The following is a 24,240-nucleotide window of genomic DNA, read 5'->3' on the forward strand; positions in this document are numbered from 1 at the left end:
AACGGACGGGGCTGTGCCGGCCTTCGCACTGAAGGTGCGGAACAAAAGCAACTAACACAGAATTGACGGTACCACCGACCTCTGAGGATCAGGGATTGGATTCATCCACATCCACAGTGACCGCACCCGTCTCCTTGTTGCGTTCAACCTCAACACCCCCGCCTCCGGGCGTGTCGACATCCAGCACTGTTTCCTTGCGATCACAACCGGTAGAGACGACGGCAATCATCACTGACGCTGTAACTGCAAGAGCGCCCCGTACATACGCTTGCTTCAACATGACTTTACTTTCCAGGAGTACTCAGGCAGAAAAAGGGCTTAAGAGTGGTTCATCCGACGGAAGCGTGCGCAGAGCACAGCGGAAGGTTTTTTGAGGCATGGCTCTCGTATCCAATGATCGTTCAAAAATGCGTCCCTGACGAACAAACGCTCGCCAGGGACCGACAACACCATTGGCGTACCGCTTTTGCAGGGAAACGCTGGCGACCGAGATATCCCTTGCCAAGCCAGCACCTCTGCAGAGCTCGGCTCCGTTTCTCCCGGCAGTGCCAGTCTAACATTGATAATCACATCCCACAAATAAATCCTTCGATACGGGAGCCATGCCTTGAAAACCTCGGGCGCACGCTTCCGGCGGATCAGCCCGAATTCTTCGGTATCGCGGCGTTTCTTGCTTACGCCAGTACAGTACAGTTCCACCAGCACCTTGAGGCACTCCCCAGTCTGACGGCGTAGTTTCCTGTCAGACAAGCCACAGGCTCGCTTCGATCGGCTGTTAAAACTCGCAGGTTTTTGAAAGGGTCATCGGCGTTCCGGCATTACGGATGTCGAGTTCGAGTTGCCACAACCCTGGCCGAGCCATCGGTGGCGTCGCCAGGTATCGTCCGCCGCCCACATCTTGCATTTCAAAGCGTTCGATTCGATCCGCATCAGCGTGATGGTAGACCTTACCCACCACGGTCAGGTTAGTGACCGGTTGGCCTCGATCATCGCTCATGTTGAGATCAACCGCCCTCAGGCCGCGACCATCGGCCACATCGGAAACATCGATCTGTACGTCCCAGCCCTGTTTGGCTGCCGCACTGGAAGCGGCATGGATGGCGTCCCAATCCAGCGCCGCTTGGTGGTAGTCGGGCACCACGGCGAGCGCCGGATCACCGATCGCGAGTTTCAACGCTGTGCCGAGAATCGTGAACTGGATCGCGAAGAGCAGCAGCACCAAACCGATATAGAACCGTTTGGCTTTGCGTTCGGATTGGATCTCGTCGTCTGATTTGGAGGACATTGTTTGAGAGACGTTAGTTGGAGGGGCACTCGACATCTCCCGATACCGCAGACGGTGAAGATGTCATGCGATTGCCGCGAATCGGGTTGCTTCCGCCCATGCGGGATCGCTCGCAAAAGGTTCGAAGACGTCAAGCAAGGTTACACCGCCTGTTCGACTCACGCAATTCGATTGCGATTTGCAAGAAGCATGCGCCACGATCCGCTGAGTCGTGGCTTACCCCGCCCCAGGGTGCACGAACGCGGGAGGCATGGTTTTTTGAGCTGTGTGACACCTGAGGACCTACGTCCTTCGGCTCAGGGCTGTAGAGAACTCTCCTTGGGGATCGGTTGTCGGCCGTGGTCGGTTTGCCGATCGAGCTCTCGATAGCGAATCTCCACCAACTGGACGATTTTCTCGAACTCGGCGTCCACCGCCTCGTCGAGAAATTCCTGAGCCTCCTCGCTGCCGAGCCTGTTTATCAGTGGCTGGCTCCGCCCCCGAATCATCTGGCTCCGCCGGGCGGCATCCTCTAGCACCGATAGCGTCTGTTCCCGCGTCAACTCGATTCGGCTTCGTTGTTTCACTGCCGCTAAGAATTTCGCCTTCAATCGCGGATCACTCGACAATCGGACGTGATCCAGCTCATGTAGGACTAAGGCAGATTCCCAAAACGTCTCCACATCCGGCATCTCCTCCAGCCACACTTGGTGGGAAACCGCCAACTGCAGCTTCTGGTACCGCACGTTAATTGCCAGCCGCTGCGCACTCGATGGATTGCGCCACACCCAGCGGCAGCGACTTCGGAAGGAATGCGTTGCCCGGTAACGTGTCTCGGCTGCGAAATGCCGGGGTTCGGCAGCTGTCGAGCGGCTCGGTTGAGCAACCGACGGCCGCTTCCCACCGACGAGGAAAGTCACCTGGCCACGCTCGAGCCAGGCGCGGATTTCGGGCGGGGGTGCTGGTAACTCGTCGAGCCGGAGCTCGCGTTGACCATGCTGATTGACCGCGTCGCTGGCGCGAAGAATTGTAGCGGAACCCCATCCGGCCGAAATGCAGATTGCCACCCCGAGCGATACCGCGACAGCCGGGAAGCGGGAAAGTCGTGCGAAACAAAACATCAATGGAAAAGCCTCGGCTTCGCGAGAGGGGAAAGTTGGGCTCGCACTTTCACTATTCCAAGTGGCCGCCGAGTCGCTTCATCTTGGCCGCAATCAGGATCATCGTGATGGCGATGATCGCGAGGCTGCAGGCAAAGTATCCGAGCACCAACATCGGATTGCCCGCGTGGCTCTGGGAGACTTCGTCGCTGCGCAGAATTTGGTGATCCATCGGCAACGCGAAAAGTGCTCGAAAAGGACTGCTCACGCCCAGCCAATCGATGACTCGCTGCGCCTTTTCAGGCAGGTTCAGCGTGCTCGCCAAAGTGCTCAGGCCCGCCGGGATGACATACAGCACAATCAGCACGAGATAGGTTGTCATCAATGCCATCGAGGTCCGCGTCTGGTACAAGGACGCGGTGATGGCGACGAACGCATTGACGACTGCCACCATCACGGGAATCGCAAACATCCCCACGATCAACGCCCAATTGGAATAGAAATCAGGATTAAGCAACAAGCCGAGCAGCATCGGCCACACCAGAAAGCTGGTCAGGACAAACGCCACCCGAAACCCCACAATGAACTTACCCCAGAAAATCCTCCACGGTGAAAGCGTCGTCGTCAGCAACAGATCGAGGGTCTGACGCTCTCGCTCACTCGTGAACGTCCCCGCCAGAAAAACGGGTCCGACCAACAGGTTGAACACGATCACATAGACGGCGAACCAGGGGGCCCAGCCTGTACGCCAGAACAACAGGACGCCCATCAGCGGAATCGCTAACAGAATGCTGATCTGGATAACCAATCTCAGCATCAGTGTACCCTGGCTGAAGATTTCGCCGTGAATCTCTTTGTCGTAGACCGGATTGGCACCATCCTCCATCAGAGTGTCACGTCGGGGCGGCGCAAACAAGCGATCGGGGAACTGGTCCGGTTGGATCACCAAACCCACCGCTTCGGCAGCCTCCTGTTCGAGATCAATGATCTCCTTGCCCTCGCTACCGACGTCAGGCGGATAAAGCAAACGGTTGGCAGTGGCAGCGCTCATCAGAATCACAGCGGCGATCGCGAAGGCGGGCACCACCATCACAATCACCTTGAGTCGTAGCAAACCGTCACCGGCGAGCGACTGCCACAAGAGCACACCGCCGATCACCAGAGGCAGGATCAGTAAATAGCTAACGACCAGCGAATTGCTGGTCCGCGAGAAATAGCTACTGCAGAAAACGCCAATCGAACCGAACAAGATCACCGAGACGAACAGACCTAGGTACGCAGCCGCGACCTCGTAAACACTGACTCCACCCAAAGGAAGAAACAGCACGATGATCGGCAGCGACGCCACGATCAGAAGCGCCAAATGGGTCAGGGCGGCGACGAGCTTTCCGATCACGATCGCGCCTGGACGCAGCGGGCTGGCCAACAACATCTCGTAGGTCTGACGCTCTTTCTCGCCCGATATCGTTCCCGCCGCGAAGCTGGGGGCGATCAAGGACGCGATCACGTACTGGCCGAGAAAGAACAGATCCACCAACCGCCGCGCCGAGGGAGGATTCTGGGTCAGGTCCAATCGATCGTCACTCGGCCAAGCGATCCAGGTGACCGCCGCGAGGAGGAGCTGGTAAGCCGCCAACAAAATGAACGAGCGGTTGGTGCGAAGGTTCACAAGCAGTTCCCGCTGCAGGACTGGATTATTCTTCAACCCCCACCTTGAGAGCAGGTTCCAGTGCGCTGGGTGCAAGGATCGAGGCGCGTGCGCGTTCACGTATTCTGAGTGGGCCAGGGTGTGATCATGAGTTAGGGTGTGGTCATGGAGAACGTCTACAACCGCGTCTTGGATTTTTCGCCCGCGATCTCGCGGACGTAGCGGGGGACGGCGAAGCCGGGTAACCGCGATTCTAACTGCGCGATCAACTCGAGACCACGTTCCTGCGGAACTTCAAAGTGGGCGGCCCCCGCGACTCGATCGAGTTGATGCAGGTAATAGGGAATCACACGGCAATCGATCAGTGATCGCGACAACGCCTCCAAGGCCGCGACCGAGTCGTTGATGCCCCGCAGCAGCACGGATTGGTTGAGCACGGGAATGCCGGCGTCGACCATCCGCTGTAGCGCCGACGACGTTTCCGCGTCAATCTCTGCCGCGTGATTGCTGTGCACGACCATCCACGCCGACAGCCGCGAGTGGCGCAGTCGCTCGACCAAGAAGGAATTCACGCGAGACGGGATGACGATGGGCATCCGGGAATGGATCCGCAGCCGCTTGACATGCTCGATCGCTTCGATCTCGCCGATCAGCGTCTCGAGAGTTGAATCGGTCATCGTCAGCGGGTCACCGCCGCTGAATATCACTTCGTCGATATCGTCTCGTTGCCGCAGGTAGTCCAGCGAAGGGGCGTAGGCTTGGCTGCGTGAGCCAGCCTCGTGGTAGGGAAACGCCCGGCGAAAGCAATACCGGCAATGCACACCGCAGGCACCCGTCGTGATGATCAGCGCTCGGGCAGCGTATTTGTGCAGCACCCCAGGAGCGACATTGGCCTCACGATCACCCACCGGGTCGGCGTCAAATCCGGCCACCTCGACTCCCTCCGCTGAACTCGGCATGACCTGCAGCAGCAGCGGATCCGAGTCATCCCCGGGCTGCATCCGAGCGGCAAATTCACGGGGGACAAAGACAGGGAAATCATAATCCACCTCTCTACCAGACGGGTTCTCTCCGCTGGCCCCATTTTCGGGCCCCGGCGATTCGAGTCCCAGCACGTGTCGCAGTTCGGCGGCCGAGCGGATGGCTCGGCGCATCGAGTCGAGCCAGCGATCGTCCCCAGCAGGGCCGGGCGGCGGCGAGATTTGGCCAGCCTGCCGGGACGCCGCAAAATCTTTGCTACTCTGGGGTGGGACAACCCGACCCTCGCTCGTTAAACTCTGCGCCGTCCGATTCACAATCACTGATTATTTTTCCGTTTGGGAGTGGAGCCGTCTGTGGCAAGTTACAACACTAGCGATTTTCGCAAAGGCCTAAAGGTTCAAATCGATGGCGAACCGTATTTGATGACTGAAATGATGTTCGTCAAACCCGGCAAAGGCAACGCCATGTACAAATGCAAGATGAAAAATCTCATTCGTGGCACGACCCTTGACCGTACCTACAAGGGCGGCGACTCGCTCGAATCCGCTGACGTCGAAACTACGACCGTGCAGTTCCTCTATCGCCAAGCCGAGGACTACGTCTTCATGGATGGGGAGACATTCGAACAGTACGAGGTCGCCTCCGAAGTCGCTGGCGATATCTGGAAGTTCCTCAAGGACGGCATGGAATGCTCCATGACGCTCTACAACGGCCGCGCGATCATTGTCGAACCGCCCCAGCACGTGCAGCTCGAAGTGATCGAAACCGCACCTGGAACCAAAGGCGACACCGCCACCAACGTGACCAAGCCAGCCAAAATGGAAACAGGCGCTGAGTTCCTCGTGCCCGGATTTATTAAAGAGGGCAATGTGGTGAAGATCAGCTCGATCACCGGTGACTACGTCGAACGTGTTAGCAACTAGGCATCTATCAGTGAGTTTTCGGCGAGGTCCATAGCCGGCTGGCTGCGGACGCTTCCAACGGATGAGCCAATCTTGTGAGCGGAAAGCAGCATCGCCTGACGCTCGTCTCCATGAGCGGGCTACGGGTCGGGCACAGCGAATTGCTCGCCCGCGGGATGAGTCTGCCAGGCCTCTCTCGGCGTGCTTCGGCGCTCTCTCAGTTGCCGCCTCTGGGATTGCTGACGATCGCCGCTACGGCACCACCGGACTGGCAGGTGAGCCTCGTCAGTGATGATGGTGTGGGTGATGAGTCGGCCATCGCCGCACAGATCCAGAGCCATCAACCTGACATCGTGGCGTTCTCCTGCCTGACGCCGGCAGCGGACCGAGCAGCTCGAATTAGCGAGCTGATTCGCTCTCAACCGAGTTGCCGCGATCAGGTGGTCACCGTCGTCGGCGGGCTGCATGCGACGGCAGCTCCTGATTGGTGCCAAACTCGTTTCGATGTCGTCACCTGCGGCGACGGCGAGAGCACGCTGCCTCGGGTACTCGCAGACTTCGCCGCCGACCGGTTGCAGCATCGCTATCGGGCCGACGGTTCCTACGCGCTCGCTCAATCACCCACGCCGCGTTGGGAACTGCTCGGACCGGAGGCCCCGCCTCGCTACACTCTGCAGACGATGCGGGGCTGCCCGTGGGCCTGTTCGTTTTGCGCCGCCAGTCGCCTGCTCGGCCCTGCCCGCACGAAATCGGATCAGCAAATCGAACGGGAGCTCGCCGCCATCGCCCGCATCCGGCCGCGACCGTGGCTCGAATTGGCCGATGACAATACGTTCGCTAGCGACCGGGACCATGGCCCGATGCTGGACGCCCTGCGCCGCTACGGTGCCCGTTGGTTCACAGAATCCGATTGGCGAATTGCCCTTCGACCCGATCTGCTGCGCCAGATCGCGGCGAGCGGTTGCCGGCAAATTCTGATCGGGTTGGAGTCGAGCGTGTTTCGATACGGCGGAATGGGCGCGAAAACAGCAGACTGGCAGCGGATGATCGATGCCGTCGAAGCGATCCAATCTGCCGGTATCGTGGTCAATGCGTGTTTCATCGTCGGCGCCGATGGAGAAACCCCCGCGTCGATCGAGCGACTCGGTGATTTTTTGGAAACCGCACCCATGGGCGAAGTGCAACTCACACTGCAGACCCCGTTCCCCGGCACGAGCCTGTATGATTCCCTACAGGCCAATAGACGGCTCTTACCAGGTGATTTTTCATGTTACACTCTCTTTGATGTTGTCTACCGTCCCGATCAAATGACCGCCGACGAGCTACAAAACGCATTTCACGAGTTGATCTCGCGAGTCTTTCGTGACGACGCACAACAGCGACGCGACCTTATTCAAAAATCCATCCGGGCGATTGCGAGACGACAATGATTACCATGCGGCTCCGCGATCCTCTGCTGTTGCTGTTGGGCGTCCGATCATCGATCGTGCGCGTCCTGCGGTGCCCACGCGCGATCTGGCTAGCACTCGCTCTGGTCGCGACCGCGGCGCTGGCGAGAGAGTACGACGCTGTCAGTTGGCTGCACCATCCACGAGATCTGTTGGCTCCGTTTGCAGCATCGCTGTTGATCGGTTCGATTGTTTTCGTGTTCATGATGATCGGCATGTTCTCGATTGGCCGCAAAACCGAGAGTCTGTGGCGGGATTATCGCGTTTTCATGACCGGTTACTGGATGACCGCCCCGTTGGCCTGGCTGTACGCCTTTCCGATTGAAACCATCACGGACGAAGTCACGGCCCTGCGATGGAACCTGACCATGCTGTCGATCGTTTCCGTTTGGCGAGTGCTGTTGTTTAGTCGAATTGTCGCGATCCAGTTTGCGGTCCCGATGCTCGCGGTGCTCTCCTGGGTATTACTGCCCTGCATGATTATCGCGTTTTTGGCTCTGATGGCGGCTACGCTGTCGATGGTTTCGATCATGGGTGGAATCCGTTTGACGCAGACGCAGCAGATGCTTGTCGATTACCAAGGCGCGGTCGCAATGATCTGTTTCTATGGCGTCATCCCCATACTCGTGCTGGGTTTGGTGGCGATCGGAATGCTGCGTGGCGAGCATGATTCGCAGCAAGAGATCGGTCGGCTCAACGGAAGGATTCATCGCCGGGTATGGTGGCTGCCTGTCGCGGCAACCTGTTGCTTGATCGCCGCAGCCTTCCAGTTCCAGCCCGGACTTTACCGAGCCACCGAAGTCGACAGCATGCTCCGCCGCGGGCAAGTGGCGGAGGCGATCGAACAGATGCGGCAACATGGCGAGGATGCCTTTCCCGTCGTGTGGGATCCGCCTCCACGGTTCCCTGATCGCGATAGCCAATTACCACTGATCGACGATCTCATGGAGGCGATCGAACAGACGCAGTGCCCACGATGGATCATCGATCGATTGTTGGTGCAGGCCGACGAGATTGCGCTACGCCAAGAAGGCTGGCACCAGGGAACCCGTGATCTGGATTACCTCCAACGCCAGTTCTTCAGTGCCGGCAACGAGCGGGTTCGTCGCACGATCGTGCGACTACGCAAGCTGCAGGAGTTGGAGGTGGGTGATGACGAGACGATCGCTCACCGCACCGCCCTGCTCGAAGCCCTCGAAGCGAAATTCGAAGAGAACCTCGAAGAGTCGGGTGAAGAGGAACGCGAGCGACCCGCAGCGAGCCCGGACGTCGGTCCGGACACGTCGTTGGAGACCGCTGGCTGGCGAATTGGTGAGCGGCGTAAGCTTCCAGCTTGCGATTTCTGCCCGATCGCAAGCTAGAAGCTCGCGCCAAAAGTTTTCCTACGCCGAAGGCGTTTTAGACAATAGCCGGTCGTCGAGCGCAGCGACCACCACCGGAAACGCCGAGAAGCACGCGTGCCAACCCCGAATGGGGTTGAAGATCATTCACCACGAGGTCTGCGACCCACTTCGGGGTCGACGTTCCACGGCCAACGAACCACCGTAGGTGGCGCTGCGCTGACCTACGGCTATTCTCTCTAATCCCTGACGGGATACTTCTGGGTATCCAGCATCTCTTTGCTTCGTCCAATGCGACACTTGTTAGACCCACCTCGCGGTAGCCCCAACCTGGGCGGCTCTATTTGCTACCGGTGACCTGACGGGTTAGACGGTCTCTGCCGGTGATCCGGTCCCCGGGCAAGCTAGGTCGTGCTTTTTAGCCAAGCGGACTTGGGGGAACACGCTGAGTTTGTCGAATGCTATTTGTGTCGAGGCAACGGTGGCACCCAATCGTTGCTCAGACAGTTCACCTCCAGATTGTGCATCCCTCCCGCACACTTGGAGATGAACGTGCCCTGATCCGTCGGTCGACGGATCGCTGGCGGCGGCCTGCGTCTCGAGTTCACCCCCCTCCGACTTGACCCGGGCCGCCGCCGACACTTTTCGAGCACACTGATTTCTTTGCATGCACACCGCCGACGGGCGGACGGAAACCTGCTATGACTCAACATTCCATCCAAATTGCTTCCGATTCTCTGGCCCTGAATCGCTTGGAGTATGCCGAACGTGCGGTCGCTGAGTCGCTCCGGTCGGACGACGATGTTGAGAGCACTCCGGCACCGAACCTCGCGTCGCTACTCCTAGTCGTCTCGGCGCAGAGCAGCACCTTGGACGACGGACGCTGGCAGTTCGCGATCGAAACCGCCGCTGGCGAGCCCATTCTCGAGGCCCAGGACTGCGAGCGGGGCGATCTGAACCGCTTGACCCTGCTAGCGGCGGTCCGTGGTTTGGAGGCTATTGACGGACCATCCGGAGTGACGTTACTGAGTCACAATCGCTATCTGATCCGCTCGCTGACCGATTCGCTGCCCCGTTGGCGACGCAGCGATTTTGTCTGGGATCATTTTGGACGGCGGGTCGAAGTCCAACACGCGGACCTGTGGCGACGGATCGATCACGCTCTGAGTATTCATGAGGTGCAAGCGTGCCTGCTGACGGCGAGGATGGTCAGCCGTCCCGCAGCGGTCGCTCCCAAGAACAGTTTAACCGTCCCTGCGACCCCGAATCCGACAGGGCATGTCGCACCGACGCGAATCGATTCGCCACACGAAGAGCCGTCGTTCTCCCATAACGGCAATCGACTCCGCGATTGGCTGCTGCAATCAGCAGTCGATACCAGCCATCGGGCACATCGCATCGCGATGATGGGCCCAGCGGGCTCTTAGAGACTCCGCGTCCAAGACGCGATCTCCCGTTCCGATCACCACATTCTCATCACGCACCTTCGGCCCCTTTCCTTTCCGGCTTGCTCGCCCGCTATGAACACGCAGCTCTCCCTCTCGAAAATTCAGTCGCTCGTCGACGGCAGTATCGCCGACCCCAGCAGTTTGCTTGGTCGCCACCCGGTGGACTATCGTGGTACTCCGGCAACCGCATTTCGTATGTTCCAGCCCGAGGCCCATTCGATCTGCTTGATCGATTCGGCATCCGGTTTGCGACGCCCTATGCGGCGACTGCACCCCGAGGGTGTGTTTGAAGCTATCCTCGATGAATCTCCTGAGAGCCACTACAAGGTCGAAATGATGGATAAAAAAGGCAAGACGACCGAGACCGCTGACCCCTACGCCACGCCGAGCCTGCTAACGGATTTTGACCGCTATCTAATTGGACAAGGTCGTCATCACAAAATTTATGAGCGATTGGGCGCTCAACTACGCACTGTCAACGGTGTCGATGGTGTGAACTTCGCCGTCTGGGCACCCAATGCGCGAGCCGTCCAGGTGGTTGGCGATTTCAATGGCTGGGATGGACGCCAACACGGCGCCCGCCAACTCCCCAACATCGGCATCTGGGAGATCTTCGTTCCGGCAGCCCGCATCGGCCAGCGGTACAAGTTCCGCATCCATAGCGAGCAAGGCCACTGGATGGACAAATGTGATCCGATGGCGTTCGCTTCCGAACTGCCTCCGCTGACGGCCAACATCATCTCGGACATCAACTCCTATTCATGGAGCGATAGCGACTGGATGGACAAACGGACCGAGTTTGATCCCCTGCACGCGCCGATGAACGTTTACGAAGTTCACCTGGGCAGCTGGCAGAAAGGGCCGGGGCGGACCAACGGGTGGTTGGATTATCGTGACCTCGCCAAGCGTTTGGCCGACTACTGTCACCGCATGAACTTCACCCATGTCGAGTTGATGCCGATCAGTGAGCATCCCTACTCGGGGTCGTGGGGCTACCAGAGCGTGGGCTATTATGCTCCCACGAGCCGCCATGGCAGCCCCGAGGATTTCATGTTCTTCGTCGATCACCTGCACCAAAATGGCATCGGGGTGCTCGTTGATTGGGTCCCCGCGCACTTCCCTAAAGACGATCACGGGCTGCGACGATTCGATGGATCGCCACTCTACGAGCATGCCGACCCACGCCAGGGCGAGCATCCCGATTGGGGCACGATGATCTTCAACTTTGGGCGGAACGAAGTTCGTAACTTCCTGATCGCGAACGCTGTGTTCTGGCTCGATAAATACCACATCGACGGGCTCCGCGTCGATGCCGTCGCCTCGATGCTGTATCTCGATTACAGTCGTGAGGAAGGCCAGTGGGTGCCCAACCGCTACGGTGGCCGGGAGAACTTGGAGTCGATCGATTTCTTGCGTGAATTCAACAATGCCGTGCACGAAAACTATCCCGGCGTGGTCACCGCCGCCGAAGAATCAACGGCCTGGCCAGGTGTTTCTAAACCGACGAGCGATGGTGGTTTGGGCTTCACCTATAAATGGAATATGGGATGGATGAACGACACGCTGCGTTACATGCGTGAGGAACCCATCCATCGCCAATACCACCAGAATGAACTCACGTTCAGCCTGATCTATGCGTTCACCGAAAACTTCATGTTGCCGCTATCGCACGATGAGGTGGTCCATGGCAAGGGATCTCTGATCAGCCAGATGCCGGGTGACATGTGGCAGAAGTTTGCCAATCTGCGGCTTCTCTATTCCTACATGTGGACGCATCCCGGCAAGAAACTTTTGTTCATGGGCGGCGAATTGGCGCAGTGGAACGAGTGGAACGAAGACGATGGCCCCCAATGGTTGCTGCTCGACTTTGCGACCCACCGCGGCGTGCAGCAACTCGTCTCCGACCTCAACCTGCTGGTCAATGAGAACCCGGCGCTGCATCACTTCGATTTCGGACCCGAGGGCTTCGAATGGGTCGATTGCCAGAATGCCCAAGACAGCGTCCTGGTGTATCTCCGCAAAGGCACCGATAACGATCCGCCCCTGCTCGTGTGCAGCAACTTCACTCCCGTCGTCCGCGAGGATTATCCCATCGGCGTACCGCAGGCGGGATTCTGGAAAGAAGTTTTCAACAGCGACGGCGAAGCCTACGGCGGCAGCAACGTGGGAAACTATCCCGGTTGCCAATCGCGAGGAATCGGCCATCATGATCGGCCCGATAGCATCGCGGTAACATTGCCACCTCTGGGAACCACGATCTTTCGGCTCGATCAATAAGAGCCTATCCGAGCAAGGGGTCTGACCCTTGGGAGGCGAGCCATTTGAGATGGTTTTTAACAGCCTCGCCGGAGAGGATCAGACTCCTCTGCGGACACAACTGCTGCAAAGTCACTTCATGCTCGATCACGCAGAATACGTTGAACAGGCCTATCTCTTCGACCTGCTGCGGGAGCGGGTAGCAGAGGGCGTTCCGATGCAGGAACTCCTCGGCCAACTCCGTCACGAACTGCTGGCGACGACTCGGTTACCGATGGCGATCGAGTACATGCTCACCGAGCTGCGGCACTCGGGCTTGATGGGCCATGCGATGTCACGGTTGGGACACTACTTTGCATCCTTCCAAACCTTCCTGATCAGCGAATCGGAAAAGGAAACAGGACGCTTTTCGATTCATCTCGCGCTGCAGGTTCTCCAAGCCGACGCGAAGCTGCGAGCCGATTACACGGCCCGATTGGAGTCGATCGATGAGGCGGGGAATCTCGGTGAATCCTTTCAATCGGTCCCGCGCGGAGGCCGACTGACCCCAGAGGGGATGGCCCAGCGAGCCCGCAGCGGTTCCTTCTTCTTCCAATTCGAAGTGCTTTCCCGCAATCGACTCGGCTACGACGCGGGATTGACCGCGATGAGCAATGACCCTGTCTACGATACGGCATGGTCCAAATGGCTGCTCGACCTTCGCGCCAACGTCGGGCTGGTCGACCTCGCTGATCTCTTGTTCCTCGCCAGCGACGAGTATCGCCGCCGATTGATCGCCGAAGGACTGGATATTGAGGGCAAGGGGCCGTTTCTATTCGGTGAGAAGGAAGGCCGGATCGCCTTGGCTAACCGCCGCAAAGACCCGGTCTATCTGTTCGGTGCGATGCAACGTCACCTCGACTATCCACCCGTCCCACGCCCGATCAAAATCGAAAAAGATCGTGATACGATCCCCGCACTGCTCCGCCGAATCGAACGACTCGAATCACGCATCAAGCTGATGGAGCAGGAGCAGCGGCAAGAATTCGACCTGAGCAAGTTCTACACGAAGCCAGATCAAGCTTAATGCTTGCTGACGTGGGAGGGCGGGACGCCCGAGAACCGGTACGCGGGCGTCCCGCCGAATTCCGCTTAGCAACGCGTCATCAATAGGTCGTATCCGGTGGTGTTCGCTTGCGCTCAAACCACCGGCTATTTTCTATCATCCCTGACGGGATACTTCTGGATATTGAGCAGCTCGTTGATTCGTCCAATACGACACTTATTCCTTCCCGCTCCTGACTTTAGTCTGCGAAGCGGTCTTACTACCCCGACGCGTGACGGCGTGTTGATTTAGTCGGCGTTCTACCGGTAATGGTGAGCGAGGAACATCTGCTGACCATGCAAAGCACTGCATTTTCCTAGCTCGCAGACGCATCGGGTTACCAAGCCAGCCATGCCGAGAAGAACCAGAAAAACCTTCCCCTGCGCTCCGCACACGCTTCCATCGGATGAGCCCAAAACAACGCTTCATAGCGTTCTCCCATAAGAGCGTTGTCCTACTCGTACAGTAGGTACTGCGGGCGTGACGCGCGGAACTGCGATACGCCACTGAGCGATTTCATCCAGGTAGTCATCGCGTCGTCGCCGTCTGTGATGCTGTCATAGACCTGATCGTTGCCGAGCAGCCGGTTCAAACTTTTGGTCTGCCAGTCGTCTGGGTAGAGCTGATGCAATGCGGTTGCTAGTTCGAGACCGACCCGGACCGCATTGAGCTGATCCAGCTCGGTGACCATGATCTGAATACCGCCGCACAATTGATCACTGTACTTGCTCGCATCTGGAGTGAACTGAATTGGCACGAACCGCACACCCGGCAGTTCGCGTTCGTTGAGATGCCTCGCCAGCTCGCGGCCGTCGATCCAGGGGGCGCCGACGGCTTCAAAGGGCGTATCGGTTCCCCGCCCCACCGAGACATTCGTGGTCTCGATCAATCCGATCCCTGGATAGAGGAACGCCTGCGTCAGATTACGCATGTTCGGAGAAGGGTTGATCCAGGTCAGACCGGTTTCATCCCAGCTATCACTTCGCTGCCAACCCTGACACTGAATCACTTCGAGATCTAAATCGAGATCGTGCTCGGCGCGGATGAGTTGAGCGATCTCACCAATCGTCATCCCGTGCTGCACCGGTAGGCGTGTGTAGCCCACAAAGGATTCCTTGCCCTCATCGAGCATCGGGCCCGTGACATTGAGTCCGCCGAGAGGGTTCGGACGGTCGAGCACCACGAAACGCTTCTTCGCTTCCGCGGCCGCTACCATCGCCTCGCCCATCGTCGAGATATAGGTGTAGAACCGGGTGCCAATGTCTTGAATGTCGAAGACGAGTGTATCGATCTCCGCAAGCATCTCGGGTGTGGGTCGCCGCGTCTCACCATAGAGGCTGAACACGGGGAGGCCGGTCTGATCATCTTTCGTGTTAGCGATATTGGAATGATCGAGCCGACCGGCAATCCCGTGCTCCGGACTGAACAATGCCGTCAAAGCAACCTCAGGTGCCGACTGCAGGATGGAGGCCGTACTGGTTCCGTCAGCACTGCGGCCGGTGTGGTTGGTGATCAACCCCACACGCTGATTCGCGAGTGCCCGAAAGCCGTTCGAAAGCAGCACGTCGATCCCGGGCTGCACGTCGTGCGTCACGCGGCGCGGCTGCTCGACGAGAGAACTCACCACGACATTGAGGATTTTGCCTGCCAAGTGATTGACACTGCCACGACCGTCGGGGTGCACGCGGTTGCTTAGAAAGACGAAGAACAGATCGAGTTCCGGATCGATCCACAATACCGTCCCCGTGAACCCACCGTGGCCGAAGGCACTGGAAGAGAGCAGATCACCGCGATTACTTGAGTACGCCGTTTGTTTGTCCCAGCCCAGACCGCGGATGCCCGAAGAGACCCGGTAGGCCGCAGTCATCTTGGAAACGGTCGCCGGTGACAATACCCGGGCTTCTCCATCAGCGGTGTCCGCGCTTCCATTGCCCAACATCATTTGCGCGTAAACGGCAATATCCGTGGCAGTGGAAAACAATCCCGCATGCCCGGCGACACCGGACAACGCGTGCGCCCGCGGATCGTGCACCTCGCCTCGCATCCAATCCCCATCACGTTTCTGCGTCGGCGCGGCCCGGTGTTTCAAGGACTCCGGTGGGTTGTATCCTGTTTCGTCCATCCCCAACGGCGCAAACAACTCGTCCTGGGAAAAGACATCGATGCTCTTGCCCGTCACCCGTTCGACTAGCTTGGCCAGCACAATGAAGTTGACGTCCGAATAACGGAAGCGTTCGCCAATGGGTGAGACGAGCTTCAACTGACAGATCTTTTCCCACGCCACTTCGGGTCCATTCTGGTAATCCGCCATGGCGTTGTCAGGGATCAACCCGCTCTCATGCAGCAACAGATCCTGGACGGTGATCTCATCTTTGCCGTACGGGGCGAACTCCGGGAGATGATCGACCACTTTGTCACGCAGCAGCAACTCTCCATTCTCAACCAGCTTCATGATGCTCGTCGCTGTCGCCACAGGCTTGGTCAACGACGCCAGGTCAAAGACAGTGTCAACGGTCATGGCCTCGGGGGCGTCACCGAGTTGGCGGTTACCGAATGCTTCGAGATACATGACCTCGCCCTGCCGGCCGAAACACACCACGCCGCCGGGAAGTCTCCCCTGCGAGATTCCCTCACTCATCAACCCTTCGATCGCCGCCAGCCGCTCGGTCTGCATGCCAACCGGTGCAGCCGTCGAGGCGGACAAGCCTTGGGATCGCGCCTCATCCAAGGAGATCAACAGGATGGCAAATGCAAATACAGCGGTCCATCTTAAATCAAGCATCATGGGGTCTCAGTCTCAGGAATTAAACGTTCGACGGTGCCGATTGTATCACCCAGTGTCGTCACGCGTGCGTACCGGTCACGGAGCGTCGCCAGAGACGCGTCATGCAGCTCCGGTGTCACCGTCGCACAGCAATCCTCCACCACCGTTACCAAGTAACCGAGGTCGCAGGCGTCTCGGACTGTCGTCTCGACACACTCGTTGGTGTACACCCCGACGATGAACAACGCCTCGATCCCCATGTTGTTGAGCACATAATGCAGGTTCGTCGACGAAAACACGCCGCTGGCGGTCTTGTTGATCACAATTTCATCTCGCTCCGGATCCGGGGCTACCTGTTCGAGGAAGTCCGCGTCTCGAGATCCCGGAGCCGCCAAAAGATTCAGCCGTTTGTGCCCCTTGCTGCGATCGCGCCCGTCATGCGTCAAGGCTTGGATCCGCGTGTGGATCACCTCCAGATCATGCGAACGGAAAACGTCTTGCAGTTTCCGTACTCCCGGCAGCACGCGTTTCTCCAACCGATCGAAGTAGTAGGCCTGCCCCTCTGCCGACACCCCTCCTTGATCCGGCGTCGCAAACACGCCATGACCGGGCGCCGCATCGAGATACTGCAGATCAATGCACAGCAGAGCCGCGTTGTGCGAAATCAATAACTCGCGATGCAACGCAATGTCGATCATCGATTGATGATAGACGCTACGCAGCGGGTCGATGGAATCGGGCGAGGAGGGGTCGGGTTGAATCATAGGGGGTAACTCAGAAGAGTGAATCTGCAAAGTGAATCCGATTCGGCTCCCCTGATGACTTACCGAACGGCAGGCCAAAGCATAGGGAGCGTCGTGGAGCGATTTCGATGTCCTACCCTACAACACTCCCAGCAATTTCACACCCGACCGCCCAGCCTGCCTCACACTCCGCTTGGAGCAAGCAGCCGCCATCGCGTGCGCCCCAGCATCCCTTGACTGACTTTGTCATACAGCGTATGCTTCATTGAACTGAGGCGGTATCCAATCATGGCTAAAAAGAAAGACAAGACTAAATCCGAGAAAAAGCTTACCGAGCGAATCAACTTGCGGGTTTCCGAGAAAGAACTCGCATTGCTCGAATCGGCATGCAGCCAGGATGAACGGTCGCTCAGCAACTGGGCTCGACGAGTCCTCGTGCGGGAAGCACGCCGTCAGCTCTCAGAAGACTTGTGACACCGCGATGGACACGCGATGCATAAGCAACGCACGATCAATTTCTGTCGTAGTGGACGAGGCGACGAGTTCAAAGCCGCTGGACTCGTCGCCTCGTCCACTACTAAAACCGACACTTATTCATCGTGTGTTGCTAAGTCGAATCGTCAGAGGCGATGTTCTCTCTGACGCAATCCAAACCGCCGGCAGTCGCCGTCGGTATCCTTTTGAAAGAGAAATGAAAATGGCTGGCAAGAAAAGCAAGAAGGACAAGTCCAAGAAAGGCAAAAACAAGAAAAAGGGCAAGAACACCAAAGACCTGAAGCTCAAGGGTAAGAAGAAGAAGAAAGGCAAGGGCAAGAAGGGAAAAGATTCCAAAGCGAAAAAGGGTAAAGATAAGAAGGGCAAGGGCAAAAAAGGCAAGAAGAAATAGCTCTTCCGACTAGGTCTTCACGGATGCTAGTGGCTGCAGTCGAGGATGTTGGATTTTCGAGGCATTGACTCCCGCGTCCAATGAGCAAAATAAGGAAGTCTTCGACGAGAGTTTCCCCGTCGAGAACTTGTCGCACCATTGGCGCACTGTCAGCCGAAATATCCCTTCCCAGGCCCGCGTCCCAGCACTGCCCGAGTCCGTTTTCCCCGGCACAAGTCAGTGCACCGTCTGCTCTCGAACAATGCAAAAAACAGTGGACGCAGGAGTAGGTGCCTCGAAAATCCACCACCCTGTGCAGGTCACCCAGGAATCAATCCCCGAATTCATTGCCACTTTTCCCGTGAGCGGTAAGGCGCTAGCCGCCGGTGTCAGTGCAATACCGACGGCTAGCGTCTTGCCGCTCACTTGTTTGGTCATTGTGCAACCCCTCCGAGCACGGCAACGCTATTGGCCCTCACTGATCTCGCTCCACAGAGGTCGCATCAAATTCAGTGGATTCATAGCTCACTACTGATCGGCAATGCTCATCAGGGTATGCAGCATCAGGTTCGCTCCTGCCTCGATATCCGACCAGGCCGTCCATTCAGCGGGCGAGTGACTCTGTCCGCCCTTGCTCGGGACAAAGATCATGCCGACGGGGACCATCCGGCCCATGATTTGAGCGTCGTGGGCAGCCCCGCTGTGCATGCGATTGGCCTCGAGTCCGAGTCGTTCGCTCTGCCGAGTGAGTTCCTCGACGAGTTCACCACCGCACTGGACCGGTTGCAGATAGCTTTTCTGTTGGAACTCAAACATCAATCCACGGCGACGGGCGATTGCCGAGAGAGCTTTGCGAAACGACTCGGCCAGCTCCCTCAAGACGTCCTCAGAGGTGTCGCGGACATCGAGCGAAAACTCCACTAGTCCGGGCACGGTGTTGGCCGCCCCCGGCAAGATTTGTGCTTTACCGATCGTCGCCCGGCTGCGAGGGGAACCGTTCTCATCCAGGATGCGGGGCACCTCATGGGCGAAATCGGCGAGCCCCATGAACGCATCTTTGCGCATTTCCATCGGGGTCGTCCCAGCATGGTTGGCTTCTCCGCGAAACCATACCGACCACGTGAACAGTCCGGTGATTTCATCAACGATCCCGATAGGTTTCTTTAAGTGGTCGAGCACTGGCCCCTGCTCAATATGCAGTTCCAGGTAGCTGGCGATGGATTCGGGGTCACGCGCCGCTTCGAGAGCAGCGAGCGGCTCGTAGCCGTGTCGATGCATCTCATCGGCTAGCTTGATGCCATCGAGGTCGTCCATCGTTGCGATCAGTTCGGGATTAATCAAACCGCAGACGGAGTGCGATCCGAACATCCCGCCGAAGCGTCCTTCTTCATCGCTGAAGGCGATCAGTTCGAGGGTCCTCCGCAGCGAGACGTTCTCTTCGTGGATCCGCCGGAGGCATTCCAGCCCGACGATCACACCGAGCGTCCCGTCCAAAGCGCCTGCGCAGGGAACGGTGTCGATATGCGAGCCGACGAGCACACGAGGCGAATCGGATGTGCCGGCCCGGATCGCTGAAATATTGGCAGCCCCATCGACCGAGGCCTGCAAGCCCGCTGACTCGATTCGCTGCGTCAACCAACGCTTGCCTTCCATATCCGCATCGGTGAACGCCATCCGGTAGATACCGCGATCATCGGCATGACGGCCGATCTCCGCCAAGGTGAGGATGTCGGATTTAATGCGTTCGAGGTTAACGTGCATCTCAGTCCACCGCTGGGAGAGGTTGGCCTTCGACGTATTGGCCGTGCAGCATGTGTAGCTGCAGCATGTGATTGATAAGAATGTCGTTGCGACGAGCAATCGTGCCGTCGGTTTCACGCCACGCGTCGTGGATGAAACGCTCGACCGCACTGTGGTCAAAGAACCCGACTTCGGCGACGCGTTCCGGGGTCAACCAGTGATCAATCATCTCTTGAACGGCAGCCCGTTTAACCGGGTCGGTATGGGCAGGCGGCGCCATGAACGCGAACTTCTTGCGTTCATACAACTCGCGTGGCAGCACGTTGACCATCGCCTCCCGCAGCACCCATTTTTCCACTCCGTCGCGAATCCGAACTTCTGGTGGGATCGTGGTGGCATACTCTGCGAGATGATGGTCCAAAAACGCCGGTCGGGCCTCCATGGAATTGGCCATGTCCATGCGGTCACCGCCCCAAGTCAGGATCTGGCCCTCGAGCATCGTTTTGCTCCACGTGTACTGCGAGATGTCAAGCCGATGGCGTCCTCGCACTGCCGCTGGATCGATAGCGTCAGCGATCTCGGCGATGGGATCGTACTCATTGAGTAAATCCTTCAAATCGCTCGACAGCAGTGGCGAACAACGTTGGAGAACGAGCATCCAGGGCTGCAACCATGACGGGGTGAATCCGCAGAGGTCTTGCCAGGCCGCATGTTTCTGGTCCTCTTCGGCGAGGATCGCGCCAGCGAACACACCCGCCTCTTCTCCCTCGCGGCCGAGCCAATCGCGTTTAAAGAAGGGGTACCCGCCGAACAATTCGTCACTTCCCTCGCCCGTCACCACGGCTTTGTAGTTGCACGCCCGCACCCGGCGGCTCATGTGCCACTTCGCCACCGCGAGCGTGTTGTAGAACGTTCGCTCGGCATGCCATGTGGCCCGCTCGAAGGCTGGACCGTAGAGTTCCTTCTCAGTCAGACGCAGCAGTTCTTGTTCCGCACCGGTACGCTCTGCCATCCGTTTGGCAATGTTGGATTCGTCGTACTCGTCGCTATCAAACGCGATCGTAAACGCCTTGACCGACGACTGCATCAACGTCGTTGCCAAGCCGAGGATCGAACAGCTGTCGATGCCGCCGGAGAGATAACAGCCCACGGGGACGTCTGCCTCCAACCGCGTCGCCACAGCATCGATCAACCGGTCCTGAACACCCTGCACGTACTCGGCGGGATCCGGATTGGGATCATGGGATTCGGGAAACGTGAAATCCCACCAACGCTGCGTGTCAATCTCGAGCCGGCCGTCTCGCAATTGAGCGACCAGCATGTGCCCCGGCTGGAGCGCGTCGACACCTTCAAACGCCGTCGATCCCGGCACCATCACTTGCATCATCTGATGCACAGCCGCCTTGGGACAAAGCTTGGCGGGGACATCGGGATGCTGCAGAATCGATTTGACCTCGGAACCCCACACGAGCCCGTTGTCACCGGCGGCATAGTAGAGCGGTTTGATTCCGAACCGATCCCGGATCAGGATCAAGCGTTGTTCGCGATGATCGTAGAGCACGATCGCGAACTCACCACGCAGGTGCTCGACCATTGCGAGACCGTATTTAAGGTACAGCGGCAAAGCGATCGAACTATCACTCTTGCCGTTGCACTCGAGGCTCTCGCACGCCAATTGGGTGCGGATGCGTTTGTAGTTGTAGAGTTCGCCGTTGACCGTGACGGCATAGTCACCGTCGTCCGTGGAGATGGGTTGGTGGCCGCAATCCAGTCCAATGATCGACAACCGCGTGTGCCCCAGGGCCAGCCCCTGATCGATAAACAATCGACTGCCACGTTCATCAGGACCGCGATGATCGAGCACATCGAGCATCCGGTCGAGTGTCGAGCGGAGGTCGCGTTCGCTATTGCGTTGAGGGTTCCAGAACCCGGTGATGCCGCACATGAGCAAGAGGGGGAAAGAGGGAAAAGTGGGAGAGAGCTAGACTGATTTGATGCCGCTGATGCGGTCGAGGCGATCGAGGATCGATGCGAGGATCGCTTGGCGAACAAACACGGCACCGGCGGCTTGAGCGAAGTAGAGGTTGTGATCCGTCTCGTCCAATTCAACCGACAGCTCTTGATTGCGTGCCAACGGATGCAGGATCACGGCCCCCGGTTTCAGATCGCTATCGCAGTCCAATTGATATCTCGCATCGAGATTGCGGTAGCTGTCTCCGAGGAATGCGATGGAGTTCATGTACACAACGTCCAGCTGTGGCAAGACGCTCTGCACGTCATTGGTAATGTCGATCTCAATCGGCGATTCTTCGATCGGTTCGGTCAAATCCAACCCGACTGGATCGGCGAGTTCAGAAATGATCGTGATCTTCTTGACCGATCCGCTGAACATCAACGCCAGACGCAGGAAACTTTTGACCGTCCGCATCGAGCCTGGCGTCCCGATGATGCCGATGTGGATTTGCTTTTCAGCAGGACAGATCACCCGCGATAGGTCCGGACGCCACTTCAGCAATGCGTACCAATCGATCAATGCTTGCGTGGGATGGTGCCCCGAGCCATTGCCGGCATTGATGAGGGGCCGATGCAGATTCTTGCTGATCTGTTCCAAGGAATCCGTGTCGGGATGTCGCATGATCACGACGTCACCGTAGGTGTTGAACATTTCACCGATGTCGGCAATCGACTCACCTTTGGCGATGCCGGTGACCTGCCCATCGGGAACGGACAGCACCTTCCCGTCGAGCCGCAGGACAGCGCTCTCGAAGGACAACCGGGTCCGCGTACTGGCTTCGAAAAAAGCGGTAATCGCAATCTTCCCATCGAGTGGCTTATCCATCTCGACGTTTCTTGATTCCAGGAGCGCCGCGAGCTGAGCGATCGCTGTCACGGTCCGGCGATCGAGTTGCCTGGGATTGAGCAGAGACGTGCCCGCCAACGCACTGAGCGCTTCGCGATCCACCGCTCCGTCAGTAACCGCCAACAGAGGCTCAGGCCACAATCGCGGCCCTTTGGAATTGGCCGCCATCTCAGTCGGACTCACCATATCTGTTTGCCTCGAGTGTCGAGTACCAGGAAAACGATCAGCAGAACAATCCCCACACACGTGAGGATCAATCCACCAACTACGAGAAATTGAAGCAGCCACAAAGGAAACATGATACTAGGCTCCCGCCGCGGTAGTGGGTTCGATGTGACGGACATCGTCGCTCGGTTGAGGCGCCGGTTGCGACAACAACTCAAAATCGAAATCGTCCGGCTGCCACCAAACCAACAGCGCGAACACGACCCCGGACACCGCTGCTCCGACCAGCGACGCCACCATCCAACCGATCGCGTAGTATGCCAGCAATCCAACGAGACTGCCGCTAATCATCGCCGCTGCTGCCGCAATGCCACCGGGACGTCGATAGTAGAGACCGCCGACGATGGGCCAAATGCAACTGCCCACCAGCGGACCGGCGAAAAACAGCACGGTGGCAAGGTCCGAAACATTGGGCAGCGCCACCGCCCACGCCAAAGCGCCCAGGGCGACGATACTCAGGCTGGACCAGCGTCGCTTTTGCTTCTGCGTCGCACCGCCCGGGACCAACGGTCCGGCAATATCATTGACGATGAGATCCGAGGTCGCCGCCAGCAGCGAATCGATACTCGAAGCGAGTGAACAGAAAATAACAATGAACACCAATAGGGCGCCAACATCCCCGAGCAGCGTCGCGGCCACCAACGGCCCGACCGTGTCCGGCTGGCTGATTCCGATTCCCAACGCAGGGGCCGCCAACCCTAAAAAGCCAGCCACGATTGGGATCGGCAACCAGAGCAAGCCCCCGAGCACGTAGGCTTTTGGCCCCACGCCTTCGCGCATCGCGAAAGCACGGCTCCACCATACGTTGCTATGGAAAATCTCACCAAAACCAAACAGCATGTTGTTGAAAATCGCCATCAACGCCGCCGGGAAGAAAATCGAAAGCAACATCGGACGGTCAGCTCGCAACTTCTCATGCACGTCTGCGATCTCGACCTGATTGAGAACGGCAACAGAGACCACCACGAGCCCGATCATGATGATCAAACTCTGGATGAAGTCCGTGCCGATGACGGCATACATCCCGCCGAAGAGCGTGTAGGCAACGCAGACCAAGAGGACCACGGTCATCCCGACCTCATAGGGAATCCCCGCGAGCACCTCGAGCAACTTGCCACCGGCCATCGACATCGAGATCAACCACGTGATCGCATAGAACAATGAGATCAACAAAAAAGGCCCCGTCGCGACCACGCCATAGCGACGCCGCACAAACTCCACGGCGGTGTAGCCTTCAGGCATCAACTGGCGAATCCGGCCGCTCATGGGCGCGAACGCGAAGAGTCCGAAACTCGCGGTGCTGTAGGCCAAAGCCCCCCAGACACCGAGTTGCAGAGCAAACTGCGGCGCGAGCATCGTGGTGTTGGACGTGATCCATGTCGCAACCGCTGTCGCGGTCCCCAACGCCAAGCCAACATTGCGGCCCGCCACCGCAAATCCTTCATAGGAATTCGCTCGCCTGCCCCACCAAACCCCTAACGCGACCCACAACACGCTGAAAATAGCCAACAGCACATACCCCGCCATTGGCGAGAGTATCGGAGCGGCACCGATCATCCACCCGTCTCCCAT

At 58.2% G+C, this 24,240-nt stretch carries 19 protein-coding genes; 8 read left to right on the forward strand and 11 right to left on the reverse strand.

Annotated features, from left to right (window positions below; all coding sequences use genetic code 11):
* Positions 1-88: 88 nt before the first annotated feature.
* The 5 genes from CA85_RS02375 to epmB form a co-directional block, all read right to left on the reverse strand.
* Positions 89-280, reverse strand: coding sequence for a hypothetical protein (locus tag CA85_RS02375; protein WP_146389667.1), 192 nt, complete (start codon positions 278-280; stop codon positions 89-91).
* A gap of 495 nt (positions 281-775) precedes the next feature.
* Positions 776-1,285: a FixH family protein gene (locus tag CA85_RS02380; RefSeq protein WP_146389668.1), complete on the reverse strand. Its 510-nt coding sequence runs from the start codon at positions 1,283-1,285 to the stop codon at positions 776-778.
* A gap of 296 nt (positions 1,286-1,581) precedes the next feature.
* On the reverse strand, positions 1,582-2,385 hold the full coding sequence (locus CA85_RS02385) for a hypothetical protein (protein WP_146389669.1): 804 nt from the start codon (positions 2,383-2,385) through the stop codon (positions 1,582-1,584).
* Positions 2,386-2,437: 52 nt separating this feature from the next.
* Positions 2,438-4,069: an ABC transporter permease gene (locus CA85_RS02390; RefSeq protein WP_246112421.1), complete on the reverse strand. Its 1,632-nt coding sequence runs from the start codon at positions 4,067-4,069 to the stop codon at positions 2,438-2,440.
* 119 nt (positions 4,070-4,188) lie between these two features.
* Positions 4,189-5,313, reverse strand: coding sequence for an EF-P beta-lysylation protein EpmB (epmB, locus tag CA85_RS02395; protein WP_246112422.1), 1,125 nt, complete (start codon positions 5,311-5,313; stop codon positions 4,189-4,191).
* Positions 5,314-5,346: 33 nt separating this feature from the next.
* Here epmB and efp point away from each other — a divergent pair, with 33 nt between their 5' ends.
* The 6 genes from efp (at position 5,347) to CA85_RS02425 (ending at position 13,453) form a co-directional block, all read left to right on the forward strand.
* Positions 5,347-5,916 carry an elongation factor P gene (gene efp, locus CA85_RS02400; protein ID WP_246112423.1) on the forward strand — a complete coding sequence of 190 codons (570 nt, stop codon included), beginning with the start codon at positions 5,347-5,349 and terminating at the stop codon, positions 5,914-5,916.
* Between the two features lie 74 nt (positions 5,917-5,990).
* Positions 5,991-7,325, forward strand: a complete 1,335-nt coding sequence (locus CA85_RS02405) for a B12-binding domain-containing radical SAM protein (RefSeq protein WP_246112424.1) — start codon at positions 5,991-5,993, stop codon at positions 7,323-7,325.
* Positions 7,322-8,704, forward strand: coding sequence for a hypothetical protein (locus CA85_RS02410; protein WP_146389672.1), 1,383 nt, complete (start codon positions 7,322-7,324; stop codon positions 8,702-8,704). The genes CA85_RS02405 and CA85_RS02410 overlap by 4 nt, the downstream gene beginning before the upstream one ends.
* Before the next feature lie 680 nt (positions 8,705-9,384).
* Positions 9,385-10,110, forward strand: coding sequence for a ribonuclease H family protein (locus CA85_RS02415; RefSeq protein WP_146389673.1), 726 nt, complete (start codon positions 9,385-9,387; stop codon positions 10,108-10,110).
* 93 nt (positions 10,111-10,203) lie between these two features.
* A complete protein-coding gene (glgB, locus tag CA85_RS02420; RefSeq protein WP_146389674.1) occupies positions 10,204-12,408 on the forward strand; it encodes a 1,4-alpha-glucan branching protein GlgB in 2,205 nt (734 codons plus the stop codon).
* Between the two features lie 118 nt (positions 12,409-12,526).
* On the forward strand, positions 12,527-13,453 hold the full coding sequence (locus CA85_RS02425) for a hypothetical protein (protein WP_146389918.1): 927 nt from the start codon (positions 12,527-12,529) through the stop codon (positions 13,451-13,453).
* A gap of 472 nt (positions 13,454-13,925) precedes the next feature.
* Here the strand turns inward: CA85_RS02425 and CA85_RS25560 are convergent, their stop codons facing one another.
* Together CA85_RS25560 and CA85_RS02435 are read right to left on the reverse strand one after the other, a co-directional pair.
* Positions 13,926-16,256, reverse strand: a complete 2,331-nt coding sequence (locus tag CA85_RS25560) for an exo-beta-N-acetylmuramidase NamZ domain-containing protein (protein WP_146389675.1) — start codon at positions 16,254-16,256, stop codon at positions 13,926-13,928.
* Positions 16,253-16,999 (reverse strand): cysteine hydrolase family protein, encoded by a 747-nt coding sequence (locus tag CA85_RS02435; RefSeq protein ID WP_146389676.1) that lies wholly within the window; start codon positions 16,997-16,999, stop codon positions 16,253-16,255. Before CA85_RS02435 ends, CA85_RS25560 begins: the two co-directional genes overlap by 4 nt.
* 267 nt (positions 17,000-17,266) lie before the next feature.
* Between CA85_RS02435 and CA85_RS02440 the strand changes: the two genes are divergently transcribed.
* Positions 17,267-17,452 carry a hypothetical protein gene (locus CA85_RS02440; RefSeq protein WP_146389677.1) on the forward strand — a complete coding sequence of 62 codons (186 nt, stop codon included), beginning with the start codon at positions 17,267-17,269 and terminating at the stop codon, positions 17,450-17,452.
* A gap of 52 nt (positions 17,453-17,504) precedes the next feature.
* The gene (locus CA85_RS02445; RefSeq protein ID WP_146389678.1) at positions 17,505-17,864 is read left to right on the forward strand and encodes a hypothetical protein; all 360 of its coding nucleotides are present in this window, start codon (positions 17,505-17,507) and stop codon (positions 17,862-17,864) included.
* 507 nt (positions 17,865-18,371) lie between these two features.
* On the opposite strand, the gene CA85_RS02450 is transcribed toward CA85_RS02445, so the two are convergent.
* From CA85_RS02450 to CA85_RS02465, 4 genes are all read right to left on the reverse strand, one after another.
* Positions 18,372-19,604 (reverse strand): Zn-dependent hydrolase, encoded by a 1,233-nt coding sequence (locus CA85_RS02450; RefSeq protein ID WP_146389679.1) that lies wholly within the window; start codon positions 19,602-19,604, stop codon positions 18,372-18,374.
* Between the two features lies 1 nt (position 19,605).
* The gene (gene asnB / locus CA85_RS02455) at positions 19,606-21,528 is read right to left on the reverse strand and encodes an asparagine synthase (glutamine-hydrolyzing) (RefSeq protein WP_146389680.1); all 1,923 of its coding nucleotides are present in this window, start codon (positions 21,526-21,528) and stop codon (positions 19,606-19,608) included.
* A 36-nt stretch (positions 21,529-21,564) separates the two neighbouring features.
* Entirely contained in the window at positions 21,565-22,629 is a 1,065-nt protein-coding gene (locus CA85_RS02460) for an aspartate/ornithine carbamoyltransferase family protein (protein ID WP_146389681.1), read from the reverse strand.
* A gap of 117 nt (positions 22,630-22,746) precedes the next feature.
* On the reverse strand, positions 22,747-24,225 hold the full coding sequence (locus CA85_RS02465; protein ID WP_146389682.1) for a sodium:solute symporter family protein: 1,479 nt from the start codon (positions 24,223-24,225) through the stop codon (positions 22,747-22,749).
* Positions 24,226-24,240 lie beyond the last annotated feature (15 nt).

Source organism: Allorhodopirellula solitaria (assembly GCF_007859855.1).
GTDB classification, from domain to species: domain Bacteria; phylum Planctomycetota; class Planctomycetia; order Pirellulales; family Pirellulaceae; genus Rhodopirellula; species Rhodopirellula solitaria.